This window comes from Belliella aquatica (genome assembly GCF_014637795.1).
Taxonomy (GTDB): Bacteria; Bacteroidota; Bacteroidia; order Cytophagales; family Cyclobacteriaceae; genus Belliella; species Belliella aquatica.
The window spans coordinates 356,588-377,093 of the sequence record NZ_BMFD01000002.1; the positions used below are offsets into that span (position 1 = coordinate 356,588).

Here is a 20,506-nt window from a genome sequence, read left to right on the forward strand (position 1 = left end):
TCAAGATTACTATCAAATATAAGTGAATTGTATATAAGAGTCAATTTAGTGGTCAATTCCTGTTTTTCGGATTTTAATTTACCACGGATGGACGCGGATAATTGAGGGAAAAGGAGAAAGGAGAAAGGTTAAAGGGGTTAAACGTTAAGCGTTAAGGGTTAATTGCTTCGCCCGCCACGGCGGACAAGCTGTTAAGCGTTAAAGGGGTTAAGAGGTTTAAATGGGTTAAGAGGGTTAATAGGTTATTTGGTTAATTGATTAACTCCGCCCTCCCTAAGTGAGGAAATCACGGCGGACAAGTGGTTAATTGGGTAAATGAGGGAAAAGGGAAAAGGAGAAAGGGAAAAGGTTGGGTTAGTGGTTGAGATTTCGGTAAGGAGTTGTCATAACTCGGATTATTATAAATAGGGTTTTTAAAGGATGAAGGCAAAAGGATGAAGGAGGAATGACAGTTAGTAGTTGAGATTTCGGTTAGGAGTTGTCATAACTCGGGTTATTATGAATAGGGTCCTTGTATTTCGGGTGTTAGTCGGAATGTTAGTATGAGATTTCTCTCCCGAAAGCTTTCGGGACAGGCTTCTCTTCGCCTCCTTTGGAGGCAAGCCTCTTTGGGAGGTGAATTCGAAATGACAAGTAGAAAGTCGAAATGACGAGGAGAAACCTAAGTCTTGTGTCTCTTGTCTTACGTCTAATTTCTTCTTTCCACAGCTTCGCCCTTTCAGTCCCAGAGAGGAGCTTAGCGGTGATGAGTAATTTTTTGACTCGGTTGTAACAAATTTAGGGAGTCTATTGATTTATGCAAATAAATGGGGGGAATTTTACGGGTGGATGGAGGAGGAAGGAAAAAAGGGAAAAGGTTAAAGGAGAAAGACAGAGGGAGGAAGGGTGAAGGGAATCAAAAATCTTTTGTTACACGGAGTGGCACAGAGGAGGCACAGAGGATCACGGAGGGTATTTGAAGAGAGAGAGAAAAGGAAAAAGGTTAAAGGAGAAAGGAGAAAGGGGAAAAGAAAGGAGGAAGGTGGAAGGATGAAGGGGAAAGGAAAAGCCTGAAGGGCTTCAACTTTTGAATAGCCCCCGGTGGAACCGGGGGTTGAAGGGTAAATTATATTCCAATATTTGCGACCCTGTCTGCAACAGGCAGACCTGACGGGGTCGAATTTCTTTTATATTGATTTTAGGACTACGGATTGAACGATTTGGGAATAGTAATATTTGGTAGGTGGATTAGGTTTAAAGTCTGGAGACTTTGAGGAGCAGTTTAAAAACTGCAGTGTTTAAGGTCCAAGTCGTAAGACTTAAACCAGGCGAATATCTAAAAATGAGTTTTTACCACGGATGAACACGGGTTAACACAGATAAAAAAAAGAGGGACCACAAATTTATCGAATTATACGAATTGGTGTTTTGGTGGGGTGATCTTGGTTTGAATATCGAAAACTTTATTTACTGGTTTTTTGGATTAAGGGCGCTTAAGCGCTGGGATTGACACGAATATGGGAAAGGATTTTTTACCACAGATGGACACGAATGGACACGGATGAAAAAAAAAGGGGAATTTGGGGAGAGAGGGAGGGGTTTAGGAGTAGGTGAAGAATTTTTCTATGGCGTCGATGGATTGGATGGAGAAGGGTTTGATGATATAGCCGTGGACATTTTTGTCAAGGTTGGCTCTATCAATATCTCTTGGATCGCATGAACTGGATAGCACGACGATTCTAAAGTGCTTTTTAATGTTGGCCTCGAGTTTCTCGAAATTTTGTAAAAAATCCCAACCGCTGTAAACAGGCATATTGAGGTCAAGGAGCACCAAGACTGGGTTTTTGTTTGTTAGTTCTTTTTGTTGCTCGACGATTTGTGCTAGATAGTTGAATGCTTCTACTCCGCTTTCAAATTTCCATACTTTATGTAAAAAGCCTGTTCTCCTGAGGAATTTAGAGTTGAGCATATTGATAACCGGATCATCATCTACTAGCAATATGGCTTCAAACTCATTGATATTGTTCATAATGTGGCAATATAATTTTTACGGTAATTAGTTAAAAAATTGATCCAAAACCCTTTAGGATCAAAGTTAAAAGAACTTTTATTTTAGGTCAAAGTAGGTGAAATTAATTTTAATATGCAATAGGTATTTATACGTATTTTATGATTGGGGTCAGTTTTTTGATTAGTTTTTATTTTAAGGAAATATGATTGTTCGCAATGACACTAGTAGCTAAGTTGAAAACTTGAATTAGAGCGGATAATTGTCAATAGTCTGCGGACAAAGGTATCCAAGTTAGGAGACTTGAACCAATTATGGAAAAAAGGTTAAAGGTTAAAGGAGAAAGGAGAAAGGGAAAAAGAAAGGAAGCGTTTATTAGTTTATGACGCTAAGGTCCAAGTCTTAAGACTTGAACCAATCAGGGAAAATAGGGAAAAGGTTCCCGCCACGGCGGGCAAGAAAGGAGAAAGGGAAAATGAAAGGATGAAAAATGGTGAATTTTGAATTTGGGGAAAAGATGGGTCCCACCCGCATTAGACGGTTTGAGGGGAATTGAAAGGTGGGGGTGTGTGGGTGTTGGGAATTGGTGGGTGGGTGGTTATTATACTAGTTGTGTAGTGTTTTTCATGCTGAGGGAGCGCATGTTGTGGGATTGGGAGAGTTGTGTGTAGTGTTTGAGGATTTTTTCGAGGAAGAGCAGGTTTTCCTTTGGGAAATGACCAAAGTTGTGGGGATGCCACCATAGGTGATATACTTCTTGTTGCTCGGCTGCGTGGGTCATCTCGTTGGTAATTTTGGCCACTCTGATTTGTTGGAGGGATTCTATTTTTCTAAAAGGTCTCAAAAGACGTGATGCTGGCAGGGCTAGGATCTGATTTTCTGCTTTTTTGGGTATTTTGTAAGATGTTTTATTACCGAGAGAAACAAGTGTATCTCCTGTTCTAAAGAGTTTTTTGATTAAGGTTTCGTGTTCTGTGTTTTTCCAAAACCAATCCTCTGGGTTGCTTCGATAGGAAGTAAATCCGAGTGATTCGGCTGTGTTTAATGCTTGTGTGTTGTACTGATTCCGTGGAAAGACTAGAGATTCGAGGTTTGTGTTGAATTTTTGTTTGGCGATATTCTTTGCCGCGATCAAATCTTGTTCAAAGGCGATATTATTTTGCTCAGATTCGCAGGTATAGAAATGAGAAAATGTGTGAGAGGCAAGCTCTTGAGTTGGCAGGCTGAGTATTTGTTTTACAAGTTGTGGAGCAAAGAGTGCTACAGGCGCTGGATGTTCTTGTTGCCCTAGCCATGCATAAGGAGATAATTTTTGATTTGCGTACAGCGGTTTGCATTCCGGAATGAATGTCCCCCACTCTTCTTCATTTTCAGCCATTAGTATTCCGACAGTGGCCCAAGTTGCTTGAATTTGGTATTTGTGAAAGAGTTCGAGGAGGTGTGGAATGACAAGTTCCACTGTATTTTTATAGTAGTTGTGGTATTGTTTGATGTCATATTTATCAAACCTTCCCCAATGGAGTTCGAAGTCAAGCGAGATGGTAAAAATTGGCTGATGCATTCCGGGGTCTTCTAAGAGGTAAAAATGGTGTGTATTCGTTTTTGTTTCTTGTTTTTAAGGTAAATCAGTCGACTGGCAAACTTTGCTGTGTTTATCAATTGCGAAAATTACAAAAGCTGTGGCAATATAAAAAAATATCATGTAGGTACTTTTCATTCTGGTAATAATCCCGAGGTTATTGAGTGTAAAGGCATAGATCAGCATCATTGATAGCCCGAAGAAGAGTCCCCAAGTGATTGTTTTGGGTAAGGTGAAAGTTTTGTGTTTGAAGTAGGAGAAAGTGGCCACTGCTATCAGTAGGATAAAAGTGGTATTTTCTACTGCTGCGGCGAAGGTCCAAAAGTTGGTTACGTCAGTCCAATCGGGTCTGAGGAACAGTGCGTAGGTTTTTTGCAGGGCGTTGTAGTCTTGCATAGGGATTTCAGAATTGGCATTTAGGTTTTGGAGGAATGCCATTTGTTGCCCGCTAAAATCCAGGAAAGCTTGCCAGGAATATTCTTCAAGGTGCATCATGATCGTTAGTTTGTAGGCAGCGAGTCCACCTAGAATCAAAAAAAGTCCGAGGGCTATATTGCGGTGAAGGAGCGAGTTGTTTTTGTTGAGGATAAAGGAAATAAAGCAGGTCAAGGCAAGGATTGCCCCTGTGATTGGTCTGATCCACCAAGCCAATAAAATGGCTATGAGTGCAAGAAAGAGATTTATTTTATCCCTATTGAATGCTTCTAGGGCCAGCATTATGGCTGTAAAAAGGAGTGCCTCCTTCCCTACCCCTGCGGTCCAAAAATGGAGGTTTGGAAAGCAGAAGATCCAAATCAGGAAGATTAAAGTCTTGGTTGAGGTGCCATTTGAAATATAATTGAAGGTAGATTTATAGAGTATTCTTATACCAATGAAAGCGGCAGCAGCATAGAGGAGATTGCCTGTTAGGAAGTTGAGGTTCAGTATTTTGGAGGGGATATAATTGAGCCATTGGATAAAGAAAGTTCGATGTCCCCAGTGTTCTGTCCATGTTTGTGCATTCTGAGAGGTATCTGCGGTGAGTGTCCAATATCGGAGTGCATCTCCCCCATTGTCGTTGAGGTATTGTGTAAAAATAAATGCAAAAGCCATGTGGTAGCAAAAGATAAAGTGCAGGCCATATCCTATCCATTTGTTCCAATTTTGTTTTTGGACGTACCTGATGTTGGTGTAGAAGATCAGGGAGAATAGTAAGAATGGGAGGAGGAGGTTTAGCAAGGGGGAGGGTAGATTAGAAATGTTAGTGTCTTTCGGGATGATAAGGGGATTAGTTAATTTAGAAAGGGAAAAAGAAAGGAAGTGTTTATTAGTTTATGACGCTCAGGTCCAAGTCTGAAGACTTGAACTAATCAGGTTAGAAGGGTGAAGAGAGATTTTGATTAGTTAGAGAAAGTATTGGAATATTTTATCCTCTTACTTTTTTGCTTGATCAAAAAAGTAACAAAAAAATCAAGACGGAGATATCCTATCAACGCTCAAGGCCAGCGCCGGCCCGGATCTCCGTCGTCCCACCCGCTTCAGACGGTTTGAGTGAAATTGAATAGTTTGCATATTTTAATCTAGCGCGGTAAGGGCCGTCCCTTTAGAAGCTTGGAGTAAGTAATTATATCAGTAATAAGGACATTTTAAATTCAATAAAAACTACTCTCGAAAATCTAGTCAAGGAAAGTAGCCCCCCGAAATACTTCGGGGCAGGCTCAGCGGAGCTATATGCTTATTAGCCCTCCCTTACGGGAGGTAAACATGTACGACTTGTCCCGCAGCATTGCGGGAAGGCGCTTCACAAACATTTGTAGTCACAACATTCGATATGCGCCGCCGTGCATGGTAAAGGGATGTGTACACGTGACCGGGAGTCCCTGCGGTAACTTTTTTAGAAATGTAAGTAGCTCTAGGGACGATAGGGAATTTGTTAATTTAGAAAGGAAGAAGGAGGGATTTTTATTCGTGAGAGAAAGTATTGAAGCATTTTATATTTCTTCCTCTTACTTTTTGTCTTGACACAAAAAGTAACAAAAAGGTCAAGACGGAGATATCCTATCCACGCTCAGAGCCACCGCCGGCCCGGATCTCCGTCGTCCCACCCGCTTCAGACGGTTTGAGTGAAATTGAATAGTTTGCATATTTTAATCTAGCGCGGTAAGGGCCGTCCTTTGGAAGCCTAGAGTCAGTAATTATATCAGTAATAAGGACATTTTAAATTCAATAAAAACTACTCTCGAGAATCTAGTCAAGGCAAGTAGCCCCCGAAATACTTCGGGGCAGGCTAAGGGGGGCTATATGCTTATTAGCCCTCCCAAAGGGAGGCAGGCCGTCCCTTACGGGAGGTAAACATGTACGATTTGTCCCGCAGCATTGCGGGAAGGCGCTTCACAAACATTTGTAGTCACAACATTCGACATGCGCCGCCGTGCATGGTAAGGGAATGTGTACACGTGACCGGGAGTCCCGGCGGTGGATGTTTTTAGAAATATTAGTGTCTTTCGGGATGATAAGGGATTAGTTAATTTAGAAAGGGAAAAAGAAAGGAAGCGTTTATTAGTTTATGACCGCTCAGGTCCAAGTCTGAAGACTTGAACCAATAAGGTTAGAATGGTTGATTTTTCGTTGTGAGAGAATTTTATTTTAGATGATTGCATTTGTTTCTCTTACTTTTTCTCCCGCAATTCTGCGGGACAGGCTCTTCAACCCGCAAAAGGCCAACGCCCGCCCGGTTCCCCAACATTCCCGCCCGCCTTAGACGGTTTGAGGGAAATTAACGGTTAATATATTATAATATAGGGCAGCAAGGGCCGTCCTTTGAGAAGTCTGAAGACCTGAACCAATTAGGGACACTCAGGTCCAAGTCTGAAGACTTGAACCAATTAGGACGAGATTTTCCCGAAATACTTCGGGACAGGCTTCTCTACGTTCGAAATGACGTGGGAGTCGAAATGACGTGGGAGTTGGGATATTAGGATGAATTCTTCTTGGTACATTATACATTGTACTTGGTACCGTTTAAGACGTTAATGATTGAGCATTTAGTACTTTTAGGTATTGGGTGATGGATAGGTTAAGGCTGAAATTTTCTTGTCCGAAATGGATAATTTCTTCTCGATTGGATTTGAGTTGGTTGATCCAGTTCATGGCTTTGGGTATTCTTTCAGGGTCATTGTGTTGGTAGATATGGCAGAAGTCACTGGATTTTAGCATGCTTTCTGTGTCTCCGACTGCAGCGGAAGCCATCGTAGGTATCCCCATGAGGAGGTATTCACCGAGTTTGATAGGTGCAATGCCTGCGAGACTTGGCGCGGGAAGTCGTAAGCTAAATGCCAGATCGGCTGCTGCTAGGTATTTGGGAATCTGATCAAAATCTGTTGCTATGGGATATATAACAGCTTTTAAATCTTCAGGAATATGATTTTCAACAAGTTCTGGCCTTCTTGTCAGGAGGATAAAGGAAGTGTTTTTATTCGTTTTCCAGTAGGCTTCAAAAATTGCAATCATTTCATCCAGGGCATACTGTGGGCCTATGGTACCCGAATAAAAAAAGAGTTTTGTGTCTTCATTGAGGCCTAATTTTGCTCTGATTTGGTTTTTATTTTCTGTTTTAAAATTAAAAAATGAAGGATCTCTGCCATTTGTCACTACGGAGAATTTTGTTTCTTTCTGAGCGTTTAGGTTTTGAAGGTGTATTTCTTTTGCTTTGAGCGTTCTCACCAAGACATGGTCTGCATGATGAAGGAGTTTGGTTTCTTCTTTTTTAAGGAGTCTGTATTGCAGGTCAGTGCTTTTGAGTCCTGCGAAGTCGATTCTTTCTTCGAGTGGGAGTCCATCTGCGTCGAAGATGATTTTAATCTTCTTTCTTTTAATCCAATCCGATAGTCGATTGCACATCATTGCTGGCATGGTGGACCTGGGCATGATGATTTGGATATCGTGATTTTCTATGTAATTTTTTATGGCGAATACCCCTTTGTAAACTGCGTAGAGTACCGCTAGCTTTTGAAATTTTCCTTTTGTGATTTTGTGGTGATTGAAGATTAGATTTTTGGAAGAGGCAATGTTTTGGATGCGCATCACTTCCTCTTTGTCCGCCCAGGAAAACTGTAAGATATGAATTTGAAAGTGTGCTTGTTGCTGAATTCCGTCGAAGATTGGGAAGAACAGAGATTCCAAGTAATTGCTCGTATCAGCATCCCAAGAGATAAAAAGTAGTTTCTTCATCATTTAAACATCTTTTTCACGGGTATATTTATTTTTTGCTTGGAAAGACAAGAAAGTTAGCCCTGCGAATAAGGCGATAGCGATCAAGTAGGCAATTATATTGAAATGATTGCCAAAATGACCGTAATACATCATCGGGAGTGCTTCAGCGTTTCCAAGCTTAGAGATAAAGTCAGCTGAGTTTATTTGTAGGTAAAAGGTACTTAGGATAAGATTGAGACCAAAGGCAAAGTATAGGTCCATTGTGGACAGCGAATATCTTCTCAGTGCTTTGAGTAAGAGGAGGACAAAAAATGGAATAAAAGGAGTGATAAGTCTTGACTCGGGATGAATTGTAAGGCCTGCGATGATGAGTAAGGCGAATGTGAAGCCTGTCCCTAGTTTTGCCATGGCTTTGATGACTCTTGGAAGAAAGGCGATGATTGCTGGGAATAATACGCCGAAGTACACTGTATGTGCGCCTAAGAAATCCAGTGGAAACCTTAGGTTTTGGTCCCAAAATCCTTTGGCCCAAGTATAGCTGCTTAGGTTGGCATTGTTTGTAGAAATTAAGAATAGGATAAACAACATTCCAAAGAAGGTAGCCGAAAAGCCTAGGATTCTGCTGCCGTTGATACTTTTGAACATGATTGGAATTGATTTTTCCCAATTGATTGGATTGTTGATCATCAAGTACATTAAAAATGGTGTAAGGCAAATCAAGGAAATTTTATGAAAAATTATTTCAGTCTGTGAGAAACTAGCATCTGTCCTCCCCAAATAAAAGGACAATGCAGTAGCGATGGCGATTATAAATGCAGTGGAGATAATTGGGAAGAAAGATTTTACTCTTTCTCCTTGGTAAATTTCAAGCGCTTTGTTTGGGAGAATTAAAAGGATGATTCCAATGAGAAAAGTGGTAGGCCAAACAAAAGCACCTAAAAGAGATAAGAGAAGGAGTTTGCTTTTTTCGTATCTGACGAAGTAATTGATTTGCCCGATACCAAAAGCAAGTGCAGTCATGTCAGTTGTAAAGGGATTGTACCAGAAATCTTTCAATACGGGAAAATTAAAAAAGATAAGGATAAAGCCGAGGGCTTCCATATTTTTGGTCAGGCGCAATTTTTTGGTAAGGCTGAAATACCAAAAAGTGGCAAGTGTGAGCATGAGGAGGTTCAGAATCAGCATGCCACTCATCAGGGCATTGTTGTCCATTTCAAAGCCCAATATCACATAAACGCCATTGATGATTGCAAAAGGAAGTATTCTTTGAATTTGGAGGAAATTATAACCTTGTTCTGAGTCTAGGGTATCGAGAAAACTTGCTGCTACTTCACGGTAAAAAGCAGCATCTCCTATTGCCCCGTCGTTGATGGGGATTTTTTCATTGGCAATTTGAAAGATTACAATGGCAAAAAGGATCGTAAGGAGTATTGATTTGTTCATTTAGCGGATGAAGGGGTTTTGGATTGTAGATTGTAGATTTTAGATTTTAGATTTTGTGTGGAGATGCGGGGGTTTTTAAAGGATGAAGGATGAAGGGGTTAGGAGGTTAATTGAGGTTAAAGGAGAAAGGTTAAAGGGAAAAGGGGTTAAGAGGTTAATTGGTTAATTGTTTAATTGAGGTTCCCGCCACGGCGGGCAAGAAAGGAGAAAGGGGCTTAAAGGATGAAGGATGAATGTGACCACGGATTTCACGAATTTACCGAATTTGGATTTTTGGGATTTGATGGATCGATAGGATTTGAAATTATGTGAGTTCCATTTGGTTGATTTTGAATTAGAAGCGCTGAAGCGCTTGGGATTGTCACGAAGGGTTAATTAAGGTTAAAGGAGAAAGGTTAAAAGGAAAAGGGGTTATTTGGTTAATTGGTTATTTCCGCCACGGCGGACAAGTGGGTAATTGGGTAATTGAGGTTCCCGCCCTCCCTTGCAGGAGGAAATCACGGCGGGCAAGAAAGGGGAAAGGGAAAAGGGGTTATTTGGTTAATTAGTTAATTGGGTAAGTGAGGAGAAAGGTTAAAGGTTGGGTTAGTGGTTGAGGTTTTGGTAAGGAGTTGTCATATCTCGGTTTATTATAAATAGGGTTCTTGTATTTTGGGTGGTAGTCGGAATGTTGGTACGAGATTTTCCCGCACCCCGATAGGAATCGGGATCGGGACAGGCTTCTCTGCCGCCTCCCTTGGAGTCAAGCCTCTTTGGGAGGTTAATTCGAAATGACAAAGGGGTCGGAATATAAGAAGGGGGTTATCTTTGTACTTAGTACATCGTACTTCGTACAGTTCAGGCGATTACCCTCCGAAGATCATGATTCCTGTTGCTTCACCGGGGTCGGATTCTTGGATGGTGACTTTGACTTTGCGTTGGAGTTTCTCGTAGGTTTTGTCTCTGAGAAAATCGAGGTACTCTAAGTCAAGGTTTTGTCCGATAAGTAGAATTTCTATTTCTCCTGAGTCTATTCCCATGGCATAGTCTCCGATGATGTATGCTTTTTGGACGGGACCCATTCGTCGGACGATCTTTTCCATGAGTTCGTCGAGTCCCAGAAACTTCGCCACCATATTTGATATTTCAGAGAAGAAAGGGTGTTTCTCGTTGGCTTTATAGACTTTGAGTCTTCCCTCCTCTTCTGTTGTCAGCAGTCCGGCTTCGGTGAGTCTATTCAATTCGACTCTTACGGAGTTGGTCGATTCATTAAATTCTTTTGCAAGAGCACGGAGGTATCCTGAATTCTTATGGGAGAAGAATTTGAGGAGGAGTTTGATGCGGGTTTTGGAAGTTACGAGGGAGTCGAGCAAGGAATGGGGAATGACTAAGGGGAAAGGAGAAAGGAAAAAGGGAAAAGGGGTTATGTACTTCCCTAAATAGCGTTGACCGTTTGGTTCAACATTCATTAAGTATTTCCATCGGGCAATCATGAGCCAGAGGTTCTTCTCTTGGGCAAACTTCGTAGGGGCTCGACGCCCCTTCGAAGTTTTTCTTTCCTTCGGTATAAACAATCACCGTCGGTCTTTCTTGGGCAGATAAATGTACTAATTTTTGATAAAATCCCATAGGAGTAAATTTCATTTTGAAAGCTCTGTGTAGTCTTTTTGTATTGTAGTGTTCAACTGCTTTTCCCACTTTTTTCTTCAGGTCTTTTAAGTCCTTAATCTGCCATCTTTTGAGGTATTCATTTTTAATAATTCCGTTGATTCGCTCAGCATAAGGGTTTTCCCATACAACTGTTCCCATACTGATGTGAATATGGTTTTCTTTTAGTAAACAGGTATATTCCTTACTACTATACTGGGATCCTCTGTCTGAATGATGGATCAAGCCCCAAGACCGGTAATTCATTATCTTGAGAGCCATTTTCATAGCCGCTATATTTTCTTCTGTCCTCAGATTTTCGTTGACTGCATATCCTACTACCAATCTGGTATAAACGTCAATGATAAACACCAAATAATAATGCTCACCGTTTAAGTGAAAATAGGTTATGTCGCTTTGGATTACCTGAAATGGTCTTTTTATTCCCATCCCCTCTATCAGGTTGGGATAAATATAAGCCCCGCTATAAGTAGTTCTATGATAATTACTTACACGTTTGACTCCATAACCTAATTCCATGAAAATCTCACAGAACTGATCCCTACCCATAAAGGATGGGCGCAATGTATAATACATCTTTTCAACACCACAACCAGGGTGTTCTTCCTTGAGCTGATCTGCTAAGATTACCAATTCGGAAACCTCAAGATCAAAGGCTTCCTGTCTTTTCTTAGCCTGATGAACAGCTTGCTTGCTCACGCCTACGACATCGTAAAGTGAATTGAGTGAATAACTCATAGCTTGTCGGTTGTCTTGGAACCACCAGAGTGTGGGGTGTTGGAGTTTTTTTTAATATCAATCGAATAGTTCTCCTTGGCCAGATCAATCATCTTCTCTAGGTAATCAATCATAATCTGCTTCTGACCTACTGCGCGTTCCAATTCCTTGACCTTTACTTCCAGTTCCTTTAGCTTGTTTGTCTGACTATCTTTCATCTCAACTATCCTAACATTTTTTTCATTATACGTCGAATACTTATAAATCCAATTGTAGATAAGACCATTTCTAATATTATAAAAACGCTCCATCTGAGCAACAGACATTATCCCTTTCTCATAATCATCAACCAATTTACGTTTAAACTCTTCAGAAAATCTCCTTTGGGAATTAATCCTTTTTCCAGTCTTTAACATCTAATTTAAGGGTTAAAAACGGTCAACCTATTTCAGGGAATGACATTAAGAGGTTAATTGAGGTTAAAGGAGAAAGGTTAAAGGTTAAAGGTTAAAGGATGAAGGATGAATGGGACCACGGATTTCACGAATTTACCGAATTTGGATTTTTGGGATTTGGTGGCTCGATAGGATTTAAAATTATGTGAATTCCATTTGGTTGATTTTGAATTAGAAGCGCTGAAGCGCTTGGGATTGTCACGAAGGGTTAATTGAGGTTAAAGGAGAAAGGTTCCCGCCACGGCGGGCAAGAAAGGTTAAAGGGGTTAAGAGGTTAAAGGAGAAAGGTTAAAGGTTAAAGGGAAAAGGTTAAAGGGAAAAGGGGTTAAAGAGGTTAATTGGTTATTTCCGCCCTCCCTTGCAGGAGGAAATCACGGCGGACAAGTGGGTAAGTGAGGTTAAAGGTTTTTAAAGGATGAAGGATGAATCTTATTTACTGGGTTCATTCGAGGTAAAAGCATACATCTTCAATCATCCGCTATGAACTTGCCTTCCGATGGTAAGGGCTGGTATATTTGAGACTTTTTTGGTAAGCGTTAATTAAATTCCAATAAGTCGATAGCAATTGATAATAATAATTTATGGCAAAAATAGTAGGTTATAGCGCATAAGACTGAACTAAAATTCCCTATCAAGAAGTAGTCATTTTGGACTTTATCATTTTTCTCAAACCTAGTACCGATTTTTAGAGCTCCAAAGAGGATTATCACTTGAGGAAAATCAAGTATTAGCCCAAAGAAAAGGAGAAATCTTTCTAAGGTTCCCTTGAAGGTGGAAATATTCATTCCAAGAAAAGGGTCATCGTTTTCGGTGGTTTTGTCGTTGACTTTGAAGTATTTTTTCAAATATCTAAAAAATGTAATATTGACAAGGATTTCCCCAAACACAAAGATTAAAAAGTATAATGTGATAGCCATGATCTTAATTTTTTAAAAGGATTAAGATAATCTCCTTGCAGTATTTATATATTTTTATGTTTAAGCTATTTTTTCTTCTCCAAGCATTTGAAGGATCAATATCAGCGATTTTAGCAACTACCTTATAATCATCATTCTTTAAAAACTCTTTTACTAGAGCGACATCCTTTTTTTTCCAAGAATCAACTACGTTTTGATAAATCGAAAATGCTTTATTGAGTGCATTAGATTTGGCTTGATCTTCTAGTTGAATAAGAAATCTATTGTTACTTTTTTTTAGAATAGACAATGACTCTCTAGCCTTAGTTAGGCCTTCCCCAAGCATTTGGTAAGCAATATTTTTATTGATTTCAGTATCTATTTGACCTTCGTGTAGAACATATCTCAATTTAAAATCAAAGTCATGCACAATTCTTAGTTCTTCCATATCAAATATTATATCAATACCATTTTCAATGGTATCAATTACACCTTGGAATTCATCCCCAAGTGTAATCGTTAGTGGAGATTTAAGCTGATTATGCCGGTTATTATTGATTGAATCTACAAGCAATCTAAACTGTTTCATGAGTATATCTGAATTCAGTTTAGTACTAGCTATTACATCTGCCATTAATATCGGGACCTTATTCATTGCTTTTTTTCTACAATATTAATGCTTTTGTAATTTTATTACAATTTTTAATTTATTGTAATAATTTGACAATAATTAATAAATTGGTTAATGAGGGAAAAGTTTTTAAAGGATGAAGGCAGAAGGATGAATGGGTTAAGAGGTTAATTGAGGTTAAAGGAGAAAGGTTAAAGGATGAAGGATGAAGGATGAATGGGACCACGGATTTCACGAATTTACCGAATTTGGATTTTTGGGATTTGATGGATCGATAAGATTTAAAATTATGTGAGTTCCATTTGGTTGATTTTGAATTAGAAGCGCTGAAGCGCTTGGGATTGTCACGAAGGGTTAATTGAGGAGAAAGGTTAAAGGTTAAAGGGGTTAAGAGGTTAATTGGTTAAGAGGTTATTTCCGCCACGGCGGACAAGTGGTTGATTGAGGTGAAAGGTTTTTAAAGGATGAAGGCAAAAGGATGAAGGAGGAATGACAGTTAGTGGTTGAGATTTTGGTTAGGAGTTGTCATATCTCGGTTTATTATAAATAGGTTTTTTGTATTTTGGGTGGTAGTCGGAATGTTAGTACGAGATTTTCCCGCACCCCAATAGGAATCGGGAGCGGAACAGGCCTCTCGTTGATCGAAATGACAAAAGGGTTGTGATCTTGTGATGAGATTTCTCACATTCGTTCGAAATGACAAGTAGAAAGTTGGAATGTTAGTACGAGATTTTCTCGCAATTCTGCGGGAAAGGCCTCCGTACCCCTCCCTTCGGGAGGTAAACTCGAAATGACATATGGGCAGACTGAAGTGAGGCAGGTGCAGAGAGATCAGCGAGCTGCTGTTTTAATACAGGAAACCGAAGAGCCAAAGCGGGATTTTGTTGTGTATGCCAGTTTCAATTTGATCTATGGCATAGTAATCACAAGTTGGATTTGATTTTTTATTTTTACCACCTACCTCAATGATCCAATTTTTATCGATTTGGAAATCAGAATTTGGAGGGAGATTGAGTTTGTGGTTTATACTGACTTGATTGAGGAAAAAGGTTTCTCTAATATTTCCTATATCTACATTTGTGCCTAAGGCAAAAGCAAGATTGGGATTGTTAAGATAGATTTTTTCTGGCTTTTGAAGTAATGATATCCCTTCGTTATTTTGATGTAAGCCATAGATCAAACCACTCTCCTCCAGAAAATGAAGATAGGTCAATAGTGTTGCCCGATTGATACCGATTTTTTCACTCAGTTTTGAAATATTTGGTGTAAAGGGTACTGAGTCTGCGATGATGGCTAGGAGTTGTTTTATCTTAGGAATATAAGCCACATCAACTTTTCTTAACATGGGAAGTTCTACTTCTAAGATAAGGTTGACGACAGCTAAGATTTGTTGATGGTATAATTCACCAAATTCTTTGTAGAATGGATAATATCCGTGATTGAGATAATCATTCCAAAACTGCAGGGGTTTTACCTGAGAAACGATTTCATCGGCGATCTCTTGATGTTGATTGAGAATAGTATCTAGGCCATAAATAGGGAGGTCACAGCCTTGATCATAGTTTAGAAATTCACGGAAAGATAGTCCTCTCAATGAATATAGAACAGCTCTTCGGCTCAAATCAGCTGCTGAATTTAAAATCTCGAGCAGAGAAGAGCCTGTAAAGATTATTTGTAATTCAGGGTAAAAGTCATAGATATTTTTAATTTCTCTGGACCAGTTGGCGTATTTATGAACTTCATCTAAAACCAAGACTTTACCTCCTGATTTTGAGAATTGATCTGCTAGATCAAGAAGTGTATTTTTAGAGAACCAAATATGGTCTAATGAAACATATAAAGAAGAGTTTCTATCCTTGTCTAATCTTTTGCTGAGGTATTGGAGTAAGAGGGTAGTTTTCCCAACACCTCGAGCACCTGTGATTCCAATCAGCCTATGTTGCCAATGAATTTTATCCATCATACTTCTCTGAAAACTCCTATTAGTAGTTTTCAAGAGTTTAAAATAAAGTTCAAAGAGTGATTCCATGATTTTTGATTACTGCACTATACAAAAGTAGGTAAATTTTGTTTGCCAGACTATACAAATTATTGTAATTGAGTGAAAAGTAGGGAAAGGATGAATTAAGAAGGATGAAAAAGGTTAATTGTTAACTGGTTAATTGGGTAAATGAGGTTCCCGCCACGGCGGGCAAGAAAGGAGAAAGGTTTTTAAAGGATGAAGGATGAAGGACAGTTAGTGGTTGGGATTTTGGTTAGGAGTTGTCGTTTCTCGGTTTATTATAAATAGGGTTTTTGTATTTCGGGTGGTAGTCGGAATGTTAGTACGAGATTTTCCCGAAATACTTCGGGACAGGCCTCCGTACCCCTCCCTTTGGGAGGTAAACTCGAAATGACGAAGTGAGATATCTCAATCTATTATAAATAGGGTTTTTGTATTTCGGGTGGTAGTCGGAATGTTGGTATGAGATTTCTCGGTACCCTCGAAATGACGTAGGGGTCGAAATGACAAGTAGAAAGTCGAAATGACAGAGAGGGCTAAATAACGAGGAGAAACCTAAGTCTCTTCCTCCACGGCGGACAAGTTGTCTTGTGTCTATTGTCTCACATCTTATTTTCACAGCTTCGCTCTTTCAGTCACAGCATGACTTAGCGTTGTATGAGTAAGAAATTTACTCGTACATATCAAAATTACATTGATAGATTAAAAATGCAAACCCTTGGAAATGATTTTCATAATTTTACTTGATTTCAAATACTTTGGCTCTTGTCTCTCGACCATATCGGTCAAGGAAGGTAATGGCTATAAATTTGGCATTATAGCTATTCGCTTCTAGAGGAATGCTATTTCTTGTTCGGTCGTTGAGGTAGGTTTTTTGGAGATTTGTGTTTTGCGCTTTGCTTCTGATCTGATCGAGGTTGTCTCCTGCGTAGATGACCGCAAACTTGTACATGGGATCAATTGAATTGGGAAAGAAGATTTGCATTGTATTGCCGTTTTTGACCAATTCCACTTGGGTAGTTTTCAGGGAAGCAGTATATGTTTTGGGTTCAAATGCAGGGCTGAGGGTTTTTGTTTGGTAGTGTTGGCTTTTCAGTAGGTTGGCAACATCCATATTTTTGTTGTAAAATGATTGTGCAGAGAAGAATGCATTTCCATGGATGCCTTTGATTGTTTTGGCATAGGCTACTTGTTTGTCGATTTCCTTGGGATCATTCCAAGCGAGGTCAGCGTTGTCACGGATTTTGTAAGGGCTATTGCCTACATATATTTTAGTGTTGTAGTTGTTTTTTGCCCACCAAGCCACCAATTCTCTGTGTGAAGCGAGGTTAAATTCCATACTCCAGTAGATTTGAGGGATGAGGTAGTCGATCCATTTGTTTTTCATCCAAGTCAATGGATCTGCATAGAGGTCGTCATAATTGGTTACTCCGGCTCTGGTTTTTGATCCTGTTGCATCTTTGTCGCTATTTCTCCATACACCGAAGGGGCTTATTCCAAACTGCACCCAAGGTTTATTGGATTTTATTGTTTGATGAACTGCTTGGACCAAGTTATTGACATTTTGCCTGCGCCAGTCCTCTAGTTGCTGACCATTTTGTCTGTATTTCCTAAAAGTGTGTTCATCTTGAAAAACTTGTTTCTCTACCTTGTAGGGGTAGAAATAATCATCGAAGTGAACGGCGTCGATGTCATAGTTGAGGACCACCTCTTTGATGACGTTGACGAGTTTTTCTTTCACCTCAGGAATTCCTGGGTTGTAGTAATATTTGGTCCCATATTTTATCATCCAATCCGGATGATTGAAAAAGTCGTGGTTTGGACTGAGTTTGTCCGTTTTCAAGTCAAAAGTTGCTCTGTAGGGGTTGAACCAAGCGTGAAATTCCATTCCTCGCAGGTGAGTTTGCAGGATCATCCAAGAGAGCGGATCTTCTTGGGTTTTGGGTTTGCTTCCCTCCTGCCCTGTGAGGTATCTGGACCAAGGTGCAAAGTTGGATGGGTAGAAAGCATCCCCTGCCGCTCGCACCTGAACGATGACCGCGTTGAAATTGAGTTGCTCGTAATAGTCGAGCAAAGCGATGAAGTCCGTTTTTTGTTTTTCCCAGGTATCGTTGCCTGATTTTGGCCAGTCGATATTGGCAACAGTTGCGACCCAAACGCCACGAAACTCTCTTTTCTCTTGGTTGAGAGGCATTTCGGATAAAGTGTAGAAACTTTCTGTTTTTCTGGACTCGGGTAAGCTGGCTTTTTCAGGTTGCAGCGAGGTGACTTTAACAGTTGGTTTTGGAGGGGCTTGGGAGACTGTTTTTTTGGTCGTTGTACAGGCTGAAGCGAGTGCAATGAGGAGGGTGAAAATGAGAGAATTGAAACGAATTGAATGCATGTTCAAAATTGGGATAAAAAATAAATTATAAGGGTATAAGTTGGTGATTATTTTTTCTTGGAATTAATTGTAGATTGTAGATTGTAGATTTTAGATTTCTGTCCCTCGTGGGAGGAAGGCACGCGGAGACGCGGAGGCGTGGAGGTTTTTTTGCCACGGATGGACGCGGATGGACACGGGATATATTTTAGATTGCAGATTGTAGATTTTAGATTTTAGTCCCTCCCTGGAGGAAGGCACGCGGAGACGCGGAGGCGCGAAGGTTTTTTTGCCACGGATGGACGCGGATGGACACGGGGTATATTTTGGATTGAAGATTGAAGATTGTAGATTTTAGATTTATCGCGGATTTAATTTTACCACAGATGAACGCGGATGAACGCGGGGTTTATTTTGGATTGAAGATTGTAGATTTTAGATTGTAGATTTTAGATTTCTGTCCCTCCCTGGAGGAAGGCACGCGGAGACGCGGAGGCGCGAAGGTTTTTTTGCCACGGATGGACGCGGATGGACACGGGGTATATTTTGGATTGAAGATTGAAGATTGTAGATTTTAGATTGAAGATGGTGGGTTTTAGATTTCGTTTCCCCGTACGTAGATAGAAATCGGGAAAGTGGCGGGCTTTGCGGAAGGCAGGCTTGCGGAGGCGCGGAGGTTTTTTTGCCACGGATGGACGCGGATGGACACTGGAATTAATTTGGTGCGGATAAACTTTTTTGTGCCAAAATCCATTTTCTGAATTTCGCGGATGTTCACGCATCTGATCTCTCAGTTGTTCAAGTGCCAATTTGAATTTTTCTTCGCCGGTGGCTTGATACAAGTCGATCAAAAATTTCCCCCCATTGACTCTATCAATGTTGTAATCACTTTGCTTGTAGGTTTTGATCACTCCATTTTCATCAATCATAAAATCAACAAAAGTTCGGATATAATCATAGTATTTATCGTCTCCTGTATCTTTCCATACGCGATCCATGGACATCATGATTAGACCATGCGTACATTCCCATTTGGGTTTAGCATTGAAATCCAAGGTCCAACCTTCCGGATTTCTTTTGATTTCAGAATCGGACATCCAAGTGGAGTATTTGACTTCCTCTTTTTTTGGGACTTCGTTTGTTTCTACTTCTTTTCCCTTGCAGGAAATTTGAATCAAAACTGTTAAAAAGCAAAAATATTTTTCCTAGGATTTTTATTTTGGGTTGTCTTGTATTTTGATCAAAAACTCAGAAGAAAGTCTCCCCTCTTCCAAGTTTTATCTACCTATGAGTTTCTTTAAGATTGATCTAATCAATATTCTTAATTCAGGGAAACCATCACAGGATTGGAAAGCTCTCTGACAGTTTTGTCTAAATACGCTTTAAATCCTTCGATTTCAGTGATTCCATCCGGTTCTAGTTGCCAAGCAGCCGCGAAATAATAGGTAATCGCATTGTTATTTGGCTTCAGTACCACTACATGCGAAAAGGGATCTTCTGTAATTTGCACTTTTTGGTCATTTCTGAAGAAAACTACAATGCCTAGGTTATCATGATTTAGACTTTGCTTTCCGTAAGTAGCCATGTAGCCAAAAGTCTGGTCTTCACCTCCGATAAGTAGTTCTGCTTTTTCGTCCTTGATCAATCCTGTAGCATAATTTTCAATTGGCGCAGCGCTAGTCAAAACCTGCTTGCTCAATCTGCTTCCCGCGTGAATACTCAAGTTAGACGTCAAATCAGTTTTGCCGCTTTCAATATCCCAACCGTAGTATTTGGTAAGAATAGAAGAATAAATCACTCCATTATTTGTAATGGCTGCATACAGGCTATCAGTCACATCTACTCTTCTAGCAAGCTCGTTTTCAAAAGTAGCGATCGAACCAACACCAAGAGATTTTCCAACTTTCAGCACATCCATTCCCCAATCATTGATTTCATGATAAGAATCAAAGCCATCACCCCCTACGAACTGAAGCACATTTTCGCTTACTTGCTTTCCAAATACATCCACTCCATTTCTCCAATCTAGATAAAATCGATATCCCACTTTGTCCGATTCCCATCCTGGTCCTTCATATCTGATAAACCAAGAATGATCTGTATGTTCTGCGGGTACGTGGAGTTCATCTACATTTCTAAATTCACCTCCGATGTATTCTCGGCCTTCAAACTTCCCATCAAATTTGTGAGAGAGTTCCGCTTGTGTTCTTTTTGGGTACTCTCTTGTGATTTCATTTTCAGGATCATAAGACACAGTCAAATTCAAAGTTTCGCTCGCTGCTAAAAACGGGATAACGAAGGATAAGCCTTTGTCAGCACCTTCAGCATTATATTGCGAAGGAATTTCCACCGCATTGTTGTAGACAATGAATCCATTTGAGTTGAAATCGGGATATTTTTCAAGTAATTCCTTTTCTCCTATCAAGACAAAAGCGTCGGTTCGTGTTTCCGCTAAGGTATTTGTAACAGACAAACTGAAAGTAGACAACTCGCTTTCTTGTGATTTTTCAGCACATGAAATCAGCATTAATTGTAAGCCAAAAAGCAGAGAGCACAGGATGGAAATTCGTTTCATAAGTTTTTTATTTGAATTTTG

The 20,506-nt window shown here is 40.0% G+C and carries 14 protein-coding genes; all 14 read right to left on the minus strand.

The genetic code is table 11. From position 1 onward, the window contains the following. Window positions 1–1,579: 1,579 nt before the first annotated feature. A complete protein-coding gene (locus IEV57_RS04310) occupies window positions 1,580–2,008 on the minus strand; it encodes a response regulator (RefSeq protein ID WP_188440020.1) in 429 nt (142 codons plus the stop codon). A 580-nt stretch (window positions 2,009–2,588) separates the two neighbouring features. After that, the gene (locus IEV57_RS04315) at window positions 2,589–3,548 is read right to left on the minus strand and encodes a polysaccharide deacetylase family protein (protein WP_188440022.1); all 960 of its coding nucleotides are present in this window, start codon (window positions 3,546–3,548) and stop codon (window positions 2,589–2,591) included. A 54-nt stretch (window positions 3,549–3,602) separates the two neighbouring features. Beyond that, window positions 3,603–4,658, minus strand: a complete 1,056-nt coding sequence (locus tag IEV57_RS04320; RefSeq protein ID WP_188440024.1) for a hypothetical protein — start codon at window positions 4,656–4,658, stop codon at window positions 3,603–3,605. Between the two features lie 1,908 nt (window positions 4,659–6,566). Beyond that, entirely contained in the window at window positions 6,567–7,778 is a 1,212-nt protein-coding gene (locus IEV57_RS04325; protein ID WP_188440026.1) for a glycosyltransferase family protein, read from the minus strand. Further along, on the minus strand, window positions 7,779–9,200 hold the full coding sequence (locus tag IEV57_RS04330; RefSeq protein ID WP_188440029.1) for a hypothetical protein: 1,422 nt from the start codon (window positions 9,198–9,200) through the stop codon (window positions 7,779–7,781). Between the two features lie 845 nt (window positions 9,201–10,045). Then, window positions 10,046–10,552, minus strand: coding sequence for a winged helix-turn-helix domain-containing protein (locus IEV57_RS04335; protein WP_188440203.1), 507 nt, complete (start codon window positions 10,550–10,552; stop codon window positions 10,046–10,048). Between the two features lie 85 nt (window positions 10,553–10,637). Then, the gene (locus IEV57_RS04340) at window positions 10,638–11,585 is read right to left on the minus strand and encodes an IS3 family transposase (RefSeq protein WP_188440031.1); all 948 of its coding nucleotides are present in this window, start codon (window positions 11,583–11,585) and stop codon (window positions 10,638–10,640) included. Then, window positions 11,582–11,980, minus strand: coding sequence for a transposase (locus IEV57_RS04345; protein WP_188440033.1), 399 nt, complete (start codon window positions 11,978–11,980; stop codon window positions 11,582–11,584). Before IEV57_RS04345 ends, IEV57_RS04340 begins: the two co-directional genes overlap by 4 nt. A gap of 575 nt (window positions 11,981–12,555) precedes the next feature. Beyond that, window positions 12,556–12,936, minus strand: coding sequence for a hypothetical protein (locus IEV57_RS04350; protein ID WP_188440035.1), 381 nt, complete (start codon window positions 12,934–12,936; stop codon window positions 12,556–12,558). A gap of 4 nt (window positions 12,937–12,940) precedes the next feature. Continuing rightward, window positions 12,941–13,549 (minus strand): SatD family protein, encoded by a 609-nt coding sequence (locus IEV57_RS04355; RefSeq protein WP_188440037.1) that lies wholly within the window; start codon window positions 13,547–13,549, stop codon window positions 12,941–12,943. Window positions 13,550–14,393: 844 nt separating this feature from the next. Next, window positions 14,394–15,575, minus strand: coding sequence for an ATP-binding protein (locus tag IEV57_RS04360; protein ID WP_188440038.1), 1,182 nt, complete (start codon window positions 15,573–15,575; stop codon window positions 14,394–14,396). A 712-nt stretch (window positions 15,576–16,287) separates the two neighbouring features. Then, window positions 16,288–17,931, minus strand: coding sequence for a glycoside hydrolase family 10-like protein (locus IEV57_RS04365; RefSeq protein WP_188440039.1), 1,644 nt, complete (start codon window positions 17,929–17,931; stop codon window positions 16,288–16,290). Window positions 17,932–18,359: 428 nt separating this feature from the next. Continuing rightward, window positions 18,360–19,088: a glycoside hydrolase family 88 protein gene (locus tag IEV57_RS19335; RefSeq protein ID WP_229744222.1), complete on the minus strand. Its 729-nt coding sequence runs from the start codon at window positions 19,086–19,088 to the stop codon at window positions 18,360–18,362. 143 nt (window positions 19,089–19,231) lie between these two features. Then, a complete protein-coding gene (locus tag IEV57_RS04375; RefSeq protein WP_188440040.1) occupies window positions 19,232–20,485 on the minus strand; it encodes a DUF4861 domain-containing protein in 1,254 nt (417 codons plus the stop codon). Between the last annotated feature and the right edge of the window lie 21 nt (window positions 20,486–20,506).

What these genes read in the sequence shown, in the direction of transcription:
- IEV57_RS04350 (WP_188440035.1), bottom strand. Translation starts at nt 12,936, where the DNA reads ATGGCTATCACATTATACTTTTTAATCTTTGTGTTTGGGGAAATCCTT.
- IEV57_RS04315 (WP_188440022.1), bottom strand. Translation starts at nt 3,548, where the DNA reads ATGCATCAGCCAATTTTTACCATCTCGCTTGACTTCGAACTCCATTGG.
- IEV57_RS04345 (WP_188440033.1), bottom strand. Translation starts at nt 11,980, where the DNA reads ATGTTAAAGACTGGAAAAAGGATTAATTCCCAAAGGAGATTTTCTGAA.
- IEV57_RS04325 (WP_188440026.1), bottom strand. Translation starts at nt 7,778, where the DNA reads ATGATGAAGAAACTACTTTTTATCTCTTGGGATGCTGATACGAGCAAT.
- IEV57_RS04310 (WP_188440020.1), bottom strand. Translation starts at nt 2,008, where the DNA reads ATGAACAATATCAATGAGTTTGAAGCCATATTGCTAGTAGATGATGAT.
- IEV57_RS04340 (WP_188440031.1), bottom strand. Translation starts at nt 11,585, where the DNA reads ATGAGTTATTCACTCAATTCACTTTACGATGTCGTAGGCGTGAGCAAG.
- IEV57_RS04355 (WP_188440037.1), bottom strand. Translation starts at nt 13,549, where the DNA reads ATGGCAGATGTAATAGCTAGTACTAAACTGAATTCAGATATACTCATG.
- IEV57_RS04330 (WP_188440029.1), bottom strand. Translation starts at nt 9,200, where the DNA reads ATGAACAAATCAATACTCCTTACGATCCTTTTTGCCATTGTAATCTTT.
- IEV57_RS04320 (WP_188440024.1), bottom strand. Translation starts at nt 4,658, where the DNA reads ATGGCTTTTGCATTTATTTTTACACAATACCTCAACGACAATGGGGGA.
- IEV57_RS04365 (WP_188440039.1), bottom strand. Translation starts at nt 17,931, where the DNA reads ATGCATTCAATTCGTTTCAATTCTCTCATTTTCACCCTCCTCATTGCA.
- IEV57_RS04375 (WP_188440040.1), bottom strand. Translation starts at nt 20,485, where the DNA reads ATGAAACGAATTTCCATCCTGTGCTCTCTGCTTTTTGGCTTACAATTA.
- IEV57_RS04360 (WP_188440038.1), bottom strand. Translation starts at nt 15,575, where the DNA reads ATGGAATCACTCTTTGAACTTTATTTTAAACTCTTGAAAACTACTAAT.